General features: G+C 54.9%; 15 protein-coding genes. 9 read left to right on the top strand and 6 right to left on the bottom strand.

Going from position 1 to position 13,726, the window contains the following annotated elements; genetic code table 11:
- Positions 1-4 precede the first annotated feature (4 nt).
- A complete protein-coding gene (zinT, locus tag ACOTX2_RS07970; protein ID WP_023306187.1) occupies positions 5-643 on the top strand; it encodes a metal-binding protein ZinT in 639 nt (212 codons plus the stop codon).
- Positions 644-689: 46 nt separating this feature from the next.
- On the opposite strand, the gene ydeE is transcribed toward zinT, so the two are convergent.
- On the bottom strand, positions 690-1,907 hold the full coding sequence (ydeE, locus tag ACOTX2_RS07965; protein ID WP_022648102.1) for an efflux MFS transporter YdeE: 1,218 nt from the start codon (positions 1,905-1,907) through the stop codon (positions 690-692).
- 193 nt (positions 1,908-2,100) lie between these two features.
- Between ydeE and eamA the strand changes: the two genes are divergently transcribed.
- The gene (gene eamA, locus ACOTX2_RS07960; protein WP_023300097.1) at positions 2,101-3,000 is read left to right on the top strand and encodes an O-acetylserine/cysteine exporter; all 900 of its coding nucleotides are present in this window, start codon (positions 2,101-2,103) and stop codon (positions 2,998-3,000) included.
- 38 nt (positions 3,001-3,038) lie between these two features.
- Here eamA and marB read toward each other — a convergent pair whose 3' ends face one another.
- The 3 genes from marB to marR are packed head-to-tail and all read right to left on the bottom strand — an operon-like array spanning position 3,039 to position 4,122.
- Positions 3,039-3,254 (bottom strand): multiple antibiotic resistance protein MarB, encoded by a 216-nt coding sequence (gene marB / locus ACOTX2_RS07955; RefSeq protein ID WP_023300098.1) that lies wholly within the window; start codon positions 3,252-3,254, stop codon positions 3,039-3,041.
- 32 nt (positions 3,255-3,286) lie between these two features.
- The gene (gene marA / locus ACOTX2_RS07950; RefSeq protein WP_001303241.1) at positions 3,287-3,667 is read right to left on the bottom strand and encodes an MDR efflux pump AcrAB transcriptional activator MarA; all 381 of its coding nucleotides are present in this window, start codon (positions 3,665-3,667) and stop codon (positions 3,287-3,289) included.
- 20 nt (positions 3,668-3,687) lie between these two features.
- A complete protein-coding gene (gene marR / locus ACOTX2_RS07945) occupies positions 3,688-4,122 on the bottom strand; it encodes a multiple antibiotic resistance transcriptional regulator MarR (RefSeq protein ID WP_020884159.1) in 435 nt (144 codons plus the stop codon).
- 256 nt (positions 4,123-4,378) lie between these two features.
- Here marR and ACOTX2_RS07940 point away from each other — a divergent pair, with 256 nt between their 5' ends.
- Entirely contained in the window at positions 4,379-5,044 is a 666-nt protein-coding gene (locus ACOTX2_RS07940; RefSeq protein WP_022648105.1) for a MarC family NAAT transporter, read from the top strand.
- A gap of 176 nt (positions 5,045-5,220) precedes the next feature.
- On the top strand, positions 5,221-6,063 hold the full coding sequence (locus ACOTX2_RS07935; protein ID WP_063137743.1) for a lysozyme inhibitor LprI family protein: 843 nt from the start codon (positions 5,221-5,223) through the stop codon (positions 6,061-6,063).
- Between the two features lie 48 nt (positions 6,064-6,111).
- Here the strand turns inward: ACOTX2_RS07935 and ACOTX2_RS07930 are convergent, their stop codons facing one another.
- Positions 6,112-7,308, bottom strand: a complete 1,197-nt coding sequence (locus tag ACOTX2_RS07930; protein ID WP_022648106.1) for a sugar transporter — start codon at positions 7,306-7,308, stop codon at positions 6,112-6,114.
- A 176-nt stretch (positions 7,309-7,484) separates the two neighbouring features.
- On the opposite strand from ACOTX2_RS07930, the gene ACOTX2_RS07925 reads away from it, so the two are divergent.
- The 3 genes from ACOTX2_RS07925 (at position 7,485) to ACOTX2_RS07915 (ending at position 9,653) form a co-directional block, all read left to right on the top strand.
- Positions 7,485-8,273, top strand: a complete 789-nt coding sequence (locus tag ACOTX2_RS07925) for a PhzF family phenazine biosynthesis protein (protein WP_063147335.1) — start codon at positions 7,485-7,487, stop codon at positions 8,271-8,273.
- Positions 8,274-8,295: 22 nt separating this feature from the next.
- Positions 8,296-9,108 carry a PhzF family phenazine biosynthesis protein gene (locus tag ACOTX2_RS07920; protein ID WP_063147334.1) on the top strand — a complete coding sequence of 271 codons (813 nt, stop codon included), beginning with the start codon at positions 8,296-8,298 and terminating at the stop codon, positions 9,106-9,108.
- 62 nt (positions 9,109-9,170) lie between these two features.
- Positions 9,171-9,653 (top strand): GNAT family N-acetyltransferase, encoded by a 483-nt coding sequence (locus ACOTX2_RS07915; protein ID WP_032622224.1) that lies wholly within the window; start codon positions 9,171-9,173, stop codon positions 9,651-9,653.
- Here the strand turns inward: ACOTX2_RS07915 and ptrR are convergent.
- Positions 9,607-10,485: a putrescine utilization regulator PtrR gene (ptrR, locus tag ACOTX2_RS07910; protein ID WP_022648110.1), complete on the bottom strand. Its 879-nt coding sequence runs from the start codon at positions 10,483-10,485 to the stop codon at positions 9,607-9,609. The genes ACOTX2_RS07915 and ptrR overlap by 47 nt on opposite strands.
- Before the next feature lie 99 nt (positions 10,486-10,584).
- Between ptrR and sad the strand changes: the two genes are divergently transcribed.
- Together sad and ACOTX2_RS07900 are read left to right on the top strand one after the other, a co-directional pair.
- Positions 10,585-11,967: a succinate-semialdehyde dehydrogenase gene (gene sad / locus ACOTX2_RS07905; protein WP_063147333.1), complete on the top strand. Its 1,383-nt coding sequence runs from the start codon at positions 10,585-10,587 to the stop codon at positions 11,965-11,967.
- A 127-nt stretch (positions 11,968-12,094) separates the two neighbouring features.
- Positions 12,095-13,684: a methyl-accepting chemotaxis protein gene (locus tag ACOTX2_RS07900; RefSeq protein ID WP_045308108.1), complete on the top strand. Its 1,590-nt coding sequence runs from the start codon at positions 12,095-12,097 to the stop codon at positions 13,682-13,684.
- Positions 13,685-13,726: the final 42 nt, after the last annotated feature.

The raw sequence follows: 13,726 nt of genomic DNA, 5'->3' as shown, positions 1-13,726 counted from the left end.
TGCTGTGGCTGCACAACTTGGAAAAATTGCGCTGACTCTGGGAACGCTGCTGGTAAGCGGCTCGCTTTTTGCCCATTCGCACGGTCATCAGATGACGGAGGCGGAACAGAAGGCGGCAAACGGCGTCTTTGAGGATAAAGACGTCAGGGACAGGACGCTGTCTGACTGGGACGGGACATGGCAGTCTGTTTACCCGTTCCTGCTTGATGGTTCGCTGGATCCGGTTTTCGAAAAGAAAGCGCAGAAGGGGGAAAAATCCGCTGCCGAGGTGAAAGCCTACTACCGTAAGGGCTACGCGACGGACGTGGACGCCATCGGCATTGAAAACAACGTGATGGAATTCCACAGAGGCAAAACGGTGAGCAGCTGCCGCTACGACTACAGCGGCTATAAAATTCTGACCTATGCGTCGGGGAAAAAAGGCGTGCGCTACCTGTTTGAATGTAAGGATAAGGCAAGCCAGGCGCCTAAGTTTGTGCAGTTCAGCGATCATACCATCGGGCCGAAAGCCTCTTCACACTTCCATATCTTTATGGGCAACACCTCCCACGAGGCGCTGCTGAAAGAGATGGATAACTGGCCGACCTACTACCCGAACGAGATGTACAAAGAGCAGGTGGTGGAGGAGATGTTGCACCACTAGGCTGTTGGATTTGCCGGGTGGGGGCTTAGCCTTACCCGGCGTGGGATTAGGGTTTTCCCGGTCGGGTAAGCGCAGCGCCACCCGACACGCTATCTTCACTTTTCACGCGCATCCCGCGCAAAACCATCAGCCACGCCGCAATAATGGCGGCCATCATAATAATAAATAACGACCAGTGCGGCAGATGGGTCAGGATGAGCCCGGTGATCATCGGGTTCGCCGCTGCGCCCAGCCAGCCCAGCGCCTGGGCGGAGAAGTAGCTCGCCTTCATGCCCGGCGGGGCGATATTGTCGATCAGCATGTATTCACCCGGGGCATAAATAATTTCACCCAGGGTGAAAATCGCCGCCGCAATCCCCCAGTAAAGCAGGTTCTCGCCGGAAAGCATAAACCCGCCCAGCCCGAGGATGAAAAAGAGCGTTGCGGCTGTCATTAGCGGGCGGATGTTGCTGGCGGAGATCTTGCGGCCAAGCGCGTATTGCAGGGTGACCACCACCACCGCGTTGACGGGCAACACAACGGCCACCACCTTTTCTGCGAAATCGCTGTCCGCATACGCGGCGAGGACATACTGGGAAATGCAGCTGGCGAACGATCCGCCCACATAGGACGCCAGCAGGCCGGAGAGCGTGTACCAGAACAGCGCCCGGTCCTTCAGCAGCACCGAGGGCTGCCACGGCGCTTTTTCCTCCACGCTGTCAGACGCTACGCTTTTCTGCACAAAGAAATGGATAAACCCGAGCGGCAGTGCGGCGCAGAAGGCCGCCAGCCAGAACGGCAGTTGCAGGCTGTACATCACCAGTAGAGTGCCAACCGGCGGCCCAATCGTCCAGCCGATGTTCAGGAAACTGTAGTTGAGTGAGAAAACGCGCGCCTTTTCGCTGGAGGTCAGCACGTCGGCAAACCACGCTTTCAGCACCGTTGAGAAGACGGAATAGGCGCAGTTAATCAGGGCAAAGAACAACACCACCAGCGTCACGTTATTCACCAGCGGAATGGCCACAAACCCGGCGATAAAGGCCACGATGGCGACCAGCATATAGCGTTTTTTGTCGAACTTGTCCGCCAGGATGCCAAACCCCAGGCTAAACACCACGCCAATGGTCAACGCCACGGTAAGGGCATAGCCAATATTCTCCACGCTCATATCGTACACGCGTGTGAGATATATGGTCATAAAGGGCAGCGTTGCCCCGCGGCCAATTGTTAATAACAATGACGATGCCAGTAGCGCTGCGGTTGAGCGCCTGATTGATGGTTTCATTTTCCTGCCCGACAAATGCTTATGCTTTTTTTGTTGTGTTATTACAGGATTATCATGGCATCGGCAGCTTGTATAGCACCCAATTTATCCGCAAGTGCTTCTCCTCAGTACCAGAATTAATGATCTTCTCGCGGGGGTATTTTTTCTGTTACCTTGAAGTGTTTACAAAAATTTAATAATTCAGGGGCGGAAAATGACGCGGAAAGACGGGCTGTTAGCGTTACTGGTTGTCGTGGTGTGGGGACTCAATTTTGTGGTCATCAAAATGGGGTTGCACAACATGCCTCCACTCATGCTGGCGGGTCTGCGCTTCCTGCTGGTGGCCTTCCCGGCGCTGCTGTTCGTTGCCCGCCCAAAGATTCCCCTGAAGCTTCTGCTGGGCTACGGCCTCACCATCAGCTTTGGTCAGTTTGCGTTTCTTTTTTGCGCCATCAAATTCGGTATGCCTGCGGGTCTGGCTTCGCTGGTGCTTCAGGTGCAGGCTTTCTTTACCATTATTCTCGGCGCGTTTGTCTTTGGCGAACGTTTGCAGGGCAAACAGCTGGCGGGTATTAGCCTTGCGGTCTTTGGCGTGCTGGTGCTGATAGAAGGCAGCCTCAACGGTCAGCATGTCGCGCTGCTGGGCTTTATGCTCACCCTGGCGGCAGGGCTGAGCTGGGCGTGCGGCAACATCTTTAACAAGCTGATAATGCAGCATGAGTCGCGTCCTGGGATCATGTCGCTGGTGGTCTGGAGCGCGTTGATCCCCATTGTGCCGTTTATGGTCGCGTCGTTTATTCTGGATGGACCGCAGGTGATGCTGAAAAGCCTGGTGGAGATCGACCTGACGACCATTTTGTCGCTGATCTACCTGGCATTAGTCGCCTCAATCATTGGCTACGGCATCTGGGGATCGCTGCTCGGACGCTATGAAACCTGGCGCGTGGCGCCGTTATCGCTGCTGGTACCGGTAGTCGGGCTTGCCAGCGCCGCACTGTTGCTGGATGAAACGCTCAGCGCGCTGCAACTGTGTGGCGCAGGGCTGATTATGGCCGGGCTGTATATCAACGTCTTTGGCTTGCGGGTGCGTCGGGCGACGCGGGTGCGGAGTTAAGGCAGAAAAAAGCCCCGCATTAGCGGGGCAAAAACGAATTACAGGTCGTGATTATAATACGGCACGCCTAATTCGTCGGATTTGTCGCTGCCAGCGCCCATGTGATTGAAGTCCCAGGGCGACTGGTTTTGCGTGGACGGCATAATCATGGTGTCACGATTATTTTGCTGCCCCGCACTGGGGGTTTGCTCCGCGAAGCTCTGGCCGGAAACCAGCACCAGCAAGGTGAGGGCGGCGGAGACGATAAATTTCATGATTTCCTCGGTTACGTCTTAACAGGCGATGATTAACTGCAATGTTTTAGCGGATACAGATAACGGGATTCACCCGGCATACTGGTAATACGGTACTTATGAGGCGGCACGTCAAAGTAGTTCTTGAACGTACGCGTCAGGGTTTGTTGCGATTCAAATCCGTAGCGTTCCGCCAGATAGAGGATCGGCTCATTGCTTTCTTTCAGTTTTTGGGCAATCTCCGTCAGCTTACGGCTGCGAATATATTGTCCTAATGAATGGCCAGTCTCTTTTTTAAACATCCGTTGCAGGTGCCATTTTGAGTAACCTGAACGCTCAGACACTTTCTCAAGGGAAAGTGGAGATTCCAGGTTATCTTCGATCCAGTCCAAAATGCTATGAATGGTGATAGCGTCAGTATTGCGTCTGGACATCGTCATACCTCTTTTTCTGTTTACGGCAGGATTTTCTTGAGTAAAAGCTCAAGCGTTGCCACTTCATCTGCCGTTAAGTTTTTTGTCAGTTCCTGGTGCAGTGTTTGTCCTACTAATTGATGACATTGCTCACACATGGCCGCGCCATCGCTGGTCAGTTTCACCAGTACGCCACGTTTGTCATTCGGGTTAGGGCTTCGTTCTATCCATCCTTTGCAGACGAGACGATCCAGCATGCGGGTTAACGCACCCAGATCGACAGAGAGCACCTTTTTCAGCTCAACCGGCGTAATACACACTTCGCAGCGAATGGAACACAGCACTTTGAACTGTGTTGCGGTGATATCCAGCGGTGACAGGTAGTCATTGAGCAGGCGATCTTTTTTCTGGTTAACCATATGAATAAGACGACCCAGTGGGATTATGTCGTTAAAGAGATCACTGGTGCTTTTCACAATGGTTGCCCTGGCAAGTAGTTTAGTCACGGCAGATATTATTGCTCAGGCAAGTATAAGTCAACTGAATGGATCAGCTGATGCCACGAATTGCTAAAACGCTTCAGGAACTTTTTCTGTACGCTTTTAAATCATATAGATAATCTGGGGTTATTAGTTACGCCGGACAATTATGGTTACGTTGCGCGGATAGCTCAGGACGAGACTTTCCCCCTATAATTGCGGTAATGAATAAGGATAAGGACTGCGGTGCATTATGTTGGATTTGATTAAAGCAGTGGGGCTTGGGCTGGTGGTGTTGCTTCCGCTGGCGAACCCGTTAACGACCGTGGCGCTCTTTCTGGGGCTGGCGGGTAACATGAACAGCGCGGAGCGCAACCAGCAGTCGAGGATGGCCTCCGTCTACGTCTTCGCGATTATGATGGTGGCTTATTACGCCGGACAACTGGTGATGAATACTTTTGGTATTTCGATTCCCGGTCTGCGTATCGCCGGTGGGCTGATTGTGGCGTTTATTGGTTTCCGGATGCTGTTCCCGGCGCATAAAGCGCATGAATCGCCGGAAGCCAAAAGCAAATCGGAGGAGCTTGAAAGCGAACCGAGCGCCAATATCGCGTTTGTGCCGTTAGCCATGCCGAGCACGGCGGGGCCGGGAACGATTGCGATGATCATCAGTTCCGCCTCAACGGTGCGTGATGGTGTTACTTTTCCGCACTGGGTTATTACCGTTGCGCCGCCGATCATTTTTGCGCTTATCGCCATTATCGTCTGGGGGTCATTGCGCAGCTCCGGGGCGATTATGCGCTGGGTGGGCAAGGGGGGAATTGAAGCTATCTCCCGTCTGATGGGCTTCCTGCTGGTCTGTATGGGCGTGCAGTTTATTATTAACGGCGTGCTGGAGATCATTAAGACGTATCATTGAGAACGTTGCCGGGTGGCGGCTTCGCCTTACCCGGCCTACTCGCAATGGATATAATTCTTATGAATATAAATGCATTCTGAAAATCGAATTTTTTCAGCATTAATATTATCCACTGCCTTGCTGTGTATTACCGCTTAAAGTAACGTTCAGCACTCATTTCTTTTCGGGTTATAGACATGCGAGAAAAATATTCATTTATCGCAGTGAGCACACTGCTTTTTTCATTAAATGCCAATGCTGGGTTGTTCGATTCCACGCCAGATTTCAAATGCGGTCGCGATGATGCCATCTCTGCTGCTCAGTCAAAAATAAGAGATGATGCAGTCAGTAAGTTACAGGTAGCTTATCTCGCTAACCCCTCAGATTTCTACGGTAAACCGCTGAAGGACTACATTGCAAAAGCTAATGAAATCGCAATTGTAATGGCGAATGTCACAACAAAATCGTCTGATGACGAAGCGCAGGCGCGGCGCTGTAGCGCGACCGTCACGCTCACGGTGCCTTCTGAAATCATGGGTTACATTGCATCCTACCCAGACAGACTGAGACGTATAATTAACGATGGTGGAAAGGTGCTTAACAATAACGTTCAATGGGACAAGTTTACCTACTCGTTAGCGATGGCGGATAACGGAAAAGATATTTCAGTTTCATATGAATACAATAATAAAGATTATATTTCTGAATCAATAGCGGCGATGGCTACTCTCGCCATGAATAAAGATGAACTTCAAAAGGCTGAACTCAATAATAAATTAAATATTGCCGCACATAATTATTCCGAGAGCGATCGCCAGTTAAACGAACTATGGAAGTATCTTCCTGATTCCGTCAAAGCTTCGATGAAAAAGGAGCAGAACATGTGGATCAATGAAAAAGCTAAAAAATGCGGCAAAATAAGCGATGCGTCTTCTGCAACCACTCCTCTGGCAACGAGAATCGGTATCTATGATTGTCAGACCAAAATGACAGATGAAAGATTCCGTTATCTTGGCGGTGATGAAGAACACGGATATTAATGCTTCGTAGGCCGGGTAAGGCGAAGCCGCCACCCGGCATAACAAACGTCAACCGTGGCTGGTCTGTTCTTCCATCGCGACCGGCCATTTACGGAAGATAAGCACCGACCAGATCAGCGCAATCAGCGCGGGAATCGCCCCGAGATAGCCAATGGCCGACATCGATACATGCAGGCTGATCTGATTTCCCACCAGCGCACCGGCCCCAATTCCCAGATTAAAAATTCCCGAGAACAGCGACATTGCCACGTCCGTGGCGTCCGGGGCCAGGGCCAGCACTTTGACCTGCATTCCCAGACCAATAATCATGATCGCCACGCCCCAGAACAGACTGAGGATCGCCAGATGACTCTCGCTGCCTGCCGCAGGCATCAGTAACAGCAGGCACGCCAGCAGCAGGCCAATCGCACTGCTTACAAGCGCAGACGCGTGCTTATTGCCCAGCTTCCCGAACAGGATGCTGCCGATAATCCCCGCGCCGCCCAGGATCAGCAGCAGAACGGTGGCGAAGTTAGCGCTAAAGCCCGCCACAACCTGAACAAACGGCTCAATATAGCTGTAGGCCGTGTAATGGGCGGTCACCACAATCACGGTCAGCAGATAGATGCTCATCAGCGCTGGTCGACGCATCAGCAGCGGCAGACTTTTCAGCGAGCCGGAGTGTTCGCTGGGCAGTTTTGGCAGCAGTTTGATCAGACACACCAGGGTGATCAGCGCCCCCATGCCGATGGCAAAGAAGGTGGTGCGCCAGCCGAAGTATTGGCCCACAATGCGCCCGATCGGCAGGCCTAACACCATCGCCAGCGCCGTTCCGGTGGCAATCAGGCTCAGCGCCTGGGCGCGTTTCCCCGCCGGGGCGAGACGAATGGCGAGCGATGCGGTGATCGACCAGAAAACGGCATGGGCAAACGCGATGCCGACGCGGCTGATCACCAGCACCGTAAAGTTCCATGCCATAAATGACAGCACATGGCTGGCTATGAACACCACAAACAGCCCAATCAGCAGCTTACGACGTTCCATCTGGCTGGTCAGCAGCATAAACGGCAGCGACATCAGCGCTACCACCCATGCATAGATGGTCAGCATAATGCCAACCTGTGCCGTTTCCATATGGAAGCTGGCTGCAATGTCGGACAGCAGCCCAACCGGAACAAATTCCGTAGTGTTGAAAATAAACGCTGCGATGGCGAGCGTGACCACGCGTAGCCACGCGACCCTGCGGGAAACCGTGTGTGTTGTCATAGGGATATCTGGGATTCGTTGCCTGAAAGATGAGGAGACGATCTTAAAGCCTTAAACGGCGAAAACTCAACCGTTATGTGATGTGAATCACAAAATTTACCTTCATGCAGCGGTAGCGAACGCGGTTGTTTTCATTGAAGATAAAGAACAACACAACAAAAACAGGCGGTAACACAATGCAGGAGATTGATTTTTATCTGGTAGATGCGTTCAGCGAGTCCTCCTTTGGCGGCAACCCGGCGGCGGTGTGCCCGCTCGACGCGTGGCTACCGGATGAGACGTTACTGCGGATGGCACAACAGCATAACCAGTCGGAAACCGCGTTTTTTGTGTGCACCAAAGGGGGGATTGAGCTGCGCTGGTTCACCACGCTCACCGAGGTTAATCTGTGTGGTCACGCGACGCTTGCCGCGGCGTATGTTCTGTATAACGAACTGGATTATCCGGACTCACGCCTTCATTTTGACACTGCTTCTGGTCGCCTGACCGTCAGCCGTGAAGGTGACTGGATGACGCTGGACTTCCCGGCCTGCCCGACGCAGGCACAGACGCCGCCACCGGAGATGCTCACCGCACTCGGTATCAGCCACTACGTCGAGGCGCGAAAAGGCCGCGCCTGGGTGCTGGTACTGGAGAGCCGCGAGCAGGTGGAAGCCATTAATCCGGATTTCTCCGCCATGACGCCGGGGGAGCATAAAGTGGCCGTCACCGCCCGGGACGAGGGGGAATACGACTTTGTCAGTCGTTTCTTCTCGCCGGGCGTGGCCGTGCCGGAAGATCCTGTCACCGGCTCCGCGCACACCATGCTGATCCCTTACTGGAGTGAACAGCTTGCCAAAACACAGATGTTTGCCCGTCAGGTTTCTGCCCGTGGTGGCGACGTACGCTGCGAACTGAAAGGCGACCGCGTGCGGATGGGCGGGCAGGCGGCGCTGTATCTGAAGGGCACAGTATTTCTGCGCTGAATAAATCTAAGAGGAACCAACGATGCAGGAAATTGATTTTTATCTGGTGGATGCCTTCAGCGACAGGGCGTTCGGCGGCAATGCGGCGGCGGTGTGTCCGCTGGAAGCGTGGCTGCCGGATGAGACGTTGCTGAAGATGGCGAAGCAGCATAATCAGTCAGAGACGGCGTTCTTTGTCCGAACGGATAACGGGTTTGAACTGCGCTGGTTTACCACGCAGGATGAAATTAACCTCTGCGGCCACGCAACCCTCGCGGCTTCTCACGTTATTTTCGAATACCTGGATTATCCACATACGGAAATCACCTTCACCACGCGCTTTGTCGGCGAACTGACGGTACAACGCAGCGGCGACTGGCTGACGCTTAATTTCCCGGCGTGGTCAACCGAGGTTGTTGATACTCCACCCGCAGTGCTGTTCAGCGCGCTGGGCATTAACGCAGCAGACGAGGTGCGTGTGGGGCGTGACTACATGGTGGTGCTCGACAGCCAGCGGCAGGTGGAAGCGCTGACGCCGGATATCGCGGCTATGCTCCCGCTGGGGAAAATGGTCTGCGTTACGGCGCCGGGAGATGAGTATGATTTCGTCAGCCGCTTCTTCTGCCCGGGGGAAGGGGTACCGGAGGATCCGGTGACGGGATCAGCGCACAGCATGCTGATCCCGTACTGGAGCGAAAAGCTTGGAAAAACGCAGATGTTGGCCCGCCAGGTCTCCTCCCGTGGCGGGGATCTGCGCTGTGAGCTGAAAGGCGACCGTGTGCTGATTGGCGGCCAGGCCACGCTGTATATGAAGGGGAAAATTTTCCTTCGTCTCCAGGATTACGGTCATCATTAAAAACTATGACGCCGGTATACAGGGCGGGCGGTATGTTGAACGAAAACGACAAGGAGCCTGCCATGTATTCTATTACCGCTGAATCCGCCCATCATCCAGATATTCTCGCCCTGATTACGGCGCTGGACCGTTATCAAAGCGTTCTCTATCCCGCGGAAAGTAATCATCTGCTGGATTTAACCGAACTGCCGGACGACTCGCTGATCCTGATGATTATTCGTGACACTCAGCTTAACGCCGTCGGGTGTGGCGCTGTTGTTTTGAACGGGGACGGGACCGGGGAAATGAAACGGGTCTATATTGATCCAACCCATCGCGGGCAACGGCTGGGTGATAAATTACTGGCGGCGCTGGAAGATGAAGCCCTCAGCCGCTGCTGCCACACCGTCCGGCTGGAGACGGGGATCAAACAACACGCCGCCATTCGTCTGTATCAACAGTGTGGATACGAACGGCGCCCCGCGTTTGCCCCCTACAACGAGGATCCGCTGAGCCTGTTTATGGAGAAGACACTGGTGGCTGACGTTCGTTTAGCAGCCCTATAAACGCCTCAAGCTGGCGGGTCATCGCCCCGCGTCGCCACACCAGCCAGGTGGTGAGCCAGCGCCAGTTTTCCGCCAGCGGCCACGCCGCCACCTGATGATGCCCCGGCATACTCTCCAGCATGGAGCGGGGCATCAGCGCAATGCCTGCCCCGGCAATCACGCAGGCGAGCATCCCGTGGTAGGACTCCATCTCGTGGATCCTTCCCGGCGTTACGCGGTCAGCATGAAACCAGCTCTCCAGATGACGCCGGTAGGAACAGTTGGCGCGAAAGGCATAAACCTCACTACCGCTCACCTGCGTGGCTTTTGACACTTCCGCGTGACCCGCAGGGGTGACCAGCATCATCTCTTCCCGGTAAACCGGCATTCCTTCCAGTTCGGGGTGTGAGAGCGGCCCGTCGACAAAGGCGGCGCTGAGCGTCCCCTCAAGCACGCCGTCAATCATCGTACCGGAAGGCCCGGTGGATAACGCAAACTGAATGCGCGGATAGCGCTGATTAAACCGCGCCAGACTTTCCGGAATGCGTACGGCGGCGGTACTTTCCAGCGCGCCGAGTGAGAATAATCCCTGCGGTTCATCCCCGGCGACGACCATTCGCGCTTCGTCGACCAGCGCCAGGATCTGCTTGCTGTAGCGCAAAAAATTGTGCCCGGCGGGGGAAAGCCGCAGGCGCTGATTCTCTCGAATAAACAGCTCCACACCGAGATCCGCTTCAAGCTGTCGGATGCGGGTGGTGAGGTTTGACGGCACCCGGTGTACCTTCTGCGCCGCCTGGGTAATGCTGCCGGTCAGTGCGACGGCGTTAAACATCTCAAGCTGTGTTAAGTCCATAACATTCTCGATTCGTGAACAAGGTGGTGAGTATTATTCATTTTTAAGAAATAGCAGAGTGGGCCACAATCAATCAACTGTTATTACATGGAGAACTTCATGACGTATTCATCTGCTACCCATGCCCACTCTGTCAACCCGGCTACCGGCGAAACGCTGGCTGCTTACCCGTGGGCAACGTCCGGTGACGTTGAACGTGCCATTGCGCAGGCGGATACCGGTTTTCGTCAGTGGCGACGCGAAAGCGTGGCGCACCGGGCGCAAAAACTTCGCGATCTGGGTGCGGCGCTGCGTAGCCGTGCGGAAGAGATGGCGCAGACTATCTCCCGGGAGATGGGCAAGCCCATTGGGCAGGCGCGTGCGGAGGTGGCTAAGTCCGCCAGCCTTTGCGACTGGTACGCTGAATACGGCCCGGCAATGCTGCGCCCGGAATCTACCCAGGTCGACAATGCGGTGATTGAGTACCGTCCGCTGGGGCCTATTCTGGCGGTGATGCCGTGGAACTTCCCGCTCTGGCAGGTGCTGCGCGGTGCGGTGCCCATCCTGCTGGCAGGGAACAGCTATCTTCTTAAACATGCGCCAAATGTGCTCGGCTCGGCGGAGCTTATCGGGAAGGTGTTCGCGGATGCCGGTTTCCCGGAGGGGATCTTTGGCTGGGTGAACGCGACAAATGACGGCGTCAGCCAGGCGATTAACGATCGGCGTATCGCGGCGGTGACCGTAACCGGCAGCGTTCGGGCTGGTGCGGCAATTGGCGCGCAGGCGGGCGCGGCGCTGAAGAAATGCGTGCTGGAGCTGGGCGGCTCCGATCCGTTTATCGTTCTGAATGATGCCGATCTGGATCTGGCTGTCAACGCGGCCGTGGCCGGACGTTATCAGAATACCGGACAAGTTTGCGCGGCGGCGAAACGCTTTATTGTGGAAGCGGGCGTGGCGGACACCTTTACCCAACGCTTTGTTGACGCGGTCAAGGCGCTGAAAATGGGCGCACCGGATGAGGAAGATAACTCTATTGGCCCGATGGCGCGATTTGATCTTCGCGATGAACTGCATCAGCAGGTACAGGCTACGCTGGCGGAAGGGGCGACCCTGCTGCTCGGCGGCGAGAAGCTTGCCGGGACCGGTAACTTTTATGCGCCAACCGTACTCGGCGACGTCACCCCACAGATGACGGCCTTCCGTCAGGAGCTGTTTGGCCCGGTGGCTGCGATTACCGTCGCCAATGATGCGTCGCACGCGTTGCAGCTGGCTAACGACAGCGACTTTGGCTTATCAGCGACGGTCTTCACCGCGAACGATGCGCTGGCTGAAACCTTCTCTCGCGAGCTGGAGTGCGGCGGAGTCTTTATCAATGGCTACAGCGCAAGCGATGCGCGCGTTGCGTTTGGCGGAGTGAAGAAGAGCGGCTTCGGGCGAGAGCTTTCACATTTCGGTCTGCATGAGTTCTGTAACGTTCAGACGGTCTGGAAGGATCGCGTGTAATGTTGATGCCGGGTAGGGCAAGGCCGCTACCCGGCAATTCACGTTTCCTGTCATTATTTTGCAATGGTTCTGTCATTTTCGTTTCGTAGACTCGCTCGCGTCTAACGTATTGTTACAGAAGAAAATTATGAACCTAACGCAAATTTTTCGTCGTCTTGCGCAGCGCTTTTTTCCTCGTCAGTTTGGCCTGCTGACCGGCATCTTTTGTATTATCGGCCTTTTCTCCGCCCTGCAACTTTCATCCTCCTTCCTGCTTACCGCTTCCCTGAATCAAGCCCAGCGTAACGAACAGCGCAATCAGCTGGCCTGGCAGCAACAGAGCAGACTGGATCAGGCGCGTATTTCGCTGCTTGCGGCGAGCGATCTGCTCAACCGCTCCGGGGTGTACTTTATGCAGGATAAAGAGACCGGTTCGGAAGGGAGCTGGCATAGCCTGATGGACGAGGCGCAAAAATCCCTGGCGGCGTCTCAGCAGGCATGGCAAGCCTGGCTCGCGCTTAATCCTCCGCAGGACGAGGGGCTTGTTAATAGCTATAAGCTGTTCTTCGGTGCCATTAGCGAGCAGGCGGAAGGGCTGGTGAAAACCAACAGCATCGACCTCTTTTTCGCCGTACCCGCCCAGGCGTTTCAGACCGATTTTAATGACAACTTTGCACGTTATCAGCAACGGAGTGAGAAGCAGGCGATACAGGGGCGTCAGTCGCTCATGGAACAACTCTCAGGCCTGCAACGGCTGTTCCTGTTTGCGCCGCTGGTGCTGCTGGCTATTGCCATTGCCGTCTGGTTTGCAATGGCGAAATGGGTGATATCCCCGCTACGCCGTCTGATTGTCCATATTAACCAGCTTGCGGCAGGGGATTTGTCGGGAATACCCCCTGACGTTGTGCGTTTTAACCGTGAAATCAGCCAGCTCAGCGGCAGTATTACCGCCATGCAGCGCGGGCTCCAGCAACTGGTGACTCAGGTCAGCGAGGCCACTACCTCTATGGTCGAAAATATCGGGTCACTTGCGCAGGGGAACCAGAAGCTTTATCAGCAGTCCACGCGACAGGCCAAAGAGCTGGAGGAGGTGACCGCGCATATCGCCGATCTCGAAACCCACGTTGAGGGGAACACGGGTTATGCAAAACTCGCCCGCTCGCGCGCGGATGAAGCCCGACAGGCTGCCGTCGGCGGGGAGCAAATGATGACAGCGGTAAATGGCTCAATGCAGACGATCGTCGACCGATCCTCAGAGATGCGTGGGATCGTCGCCATGATCGACAGCGTGGCGTTTCAGACCAATATTCTGGCCCTCAACGCTGCCATTGAAGCCGCCCATGCGGGAGAACAGGGGCGCGGGTTCGCGGTGGTCGCCCGTGAAGTGGGGCTGCTGGCCAGAAAAAGCAGTCACTCTACGCAAACTATCCAGTCGCTAATTAACCACTCGCTACAGGGCATTGAAGAAGGTTCTCAGGTGGTAAACCGTCTGGAAGAAAATCTCCAGCAGGTCACCGGGCTGGTGGCCAATCTGAGTAGCCTGCTCAATGATATTTCGCTGGCCACTCTAAATCAGGGGGAAAGCATTCATCAGATGACGCGCCAACTTCAGGCGCTGAATCAGGTATCGCGTCAGACAGATGTGCTGGTTAGCGAAGCGTCGAATGCCTCTGAGCGCCTGCATCGGGAGTCAGATCTTTTGTTGCAGGCCGTCTCGCGTTTTCGTCTCCCTGCCTGACGTGACGTATAAGCCTCTGTTATACTCGCAGCCCGTTTTAGC

Source organism: Enterobacter cloacae complex sp. IR5412 (assembly GCF_049237385.1).
In the GTDB taxonomy this organism is placed as follows: domain Bacteria; phylum Pseudomonadota; class Gammaproteobacteria; order Enterobacterales; family Enterobacteriaceae; genus Enterobacter; species Enterobacter intestinihominis.
Note: the sequence above shows the minus strand (reverse complement) of the source record. Positions and strands in the feature narration are given on the sequence as shown.

Excerpts from the sequence above, each read along its gene's own strand:
- ydeE (WP_022648102.1), bottom strand. The coding sequence starts at position 1,907 with ATGAAACCATCAATCAGGCGCTCAACCGCAGCGCTACTGGCATCGTCA.
- eamA (WP_023300097.1), top strand. The coding sequence starts at position 2,101 with ATGACGCGGAAAGACGGGCTGTTAGCGTTACTGGTTGTCGTGGTGTGG.
- marB (WP_023300098.1), bottom strand. The coding sequence starts at position 3,254 with ATGAAATTTATCGTCTCCGCCGCCCTCACCTTGCTGGTGCTGGTTTCC.
- marA (WP_001303241.1), bottom strand. The coding sequence starts at position 3,667 with ATGTCCAGACGCAATACTGACGCTATCACCATTCATAGCATTTTGGAC.
- ACOTX2_RS07940 (WP_022648105.1), top strand. The coding sequence starts at position 4,379 with ATGTTGGATTTGATTAAAGCAGTGGGGCTTGGGCTGGTGGTGTTGCTT.
- ACOTX2_RS07935 (WP_063137743.1), top strand. The coding sequence starts at position 5,221 with ATGCGAGAAAAATATTCATTTATCGCAGTGAGCACACTGCTTTTTTCA.
- ACOTX2_RS07930 (WP_022648106.1), bottom strand. The coding sequence starts at position 7,308 with ATGACAACACACACGGTTTCCCGCAGGGTCGCGTGGCTACGCGTGGTC.
- ACOTX2_RS07925 (WP_063147335.1), top strand. The coding sequence starts at position 7,485 with ATGCAGGAGATTGATTTTTATCTGGTAGATGCGTTCAGCGAGTCCTCC.
- ACOTX2_RS07920 (WP_063147334.1), top strand. The coding sequence starts at position 8,296 with ATGCAGGAAATTGATTTTTATCTGGTGGATGCCTTCAGCGACAGGGCG.
- ACOTX2_RS07915 (WP_032622224.1), top strand. The coding sequence starts at position 9,171 with ATGTATTCTATTACCGCTGAATCCGCCCATCATCCAGATATTCTCGCC.
- ptrR (WP_022648110.1), bottom strand. The coding sequence starts at position 10,485 with ATGGACTTAACACAGCTTGAGATGTTTAACGCCGTCGCACTGACCGGC.
- sad (WP_063147333.1), top strand. The coding sequence starts at position 10,585 with ATGACGTATTCATCTGCTACCCATGCCCACTCTGTCAACCCGGCTACC.
- ACOTX2_RS07900 (WP_045308108.1), top strand. The coding sequence starts at position 12,095 with ATGAACCTAACGCAAATTTTTCGTCGTCTTGCGCAGCGCTTTTTTCCT.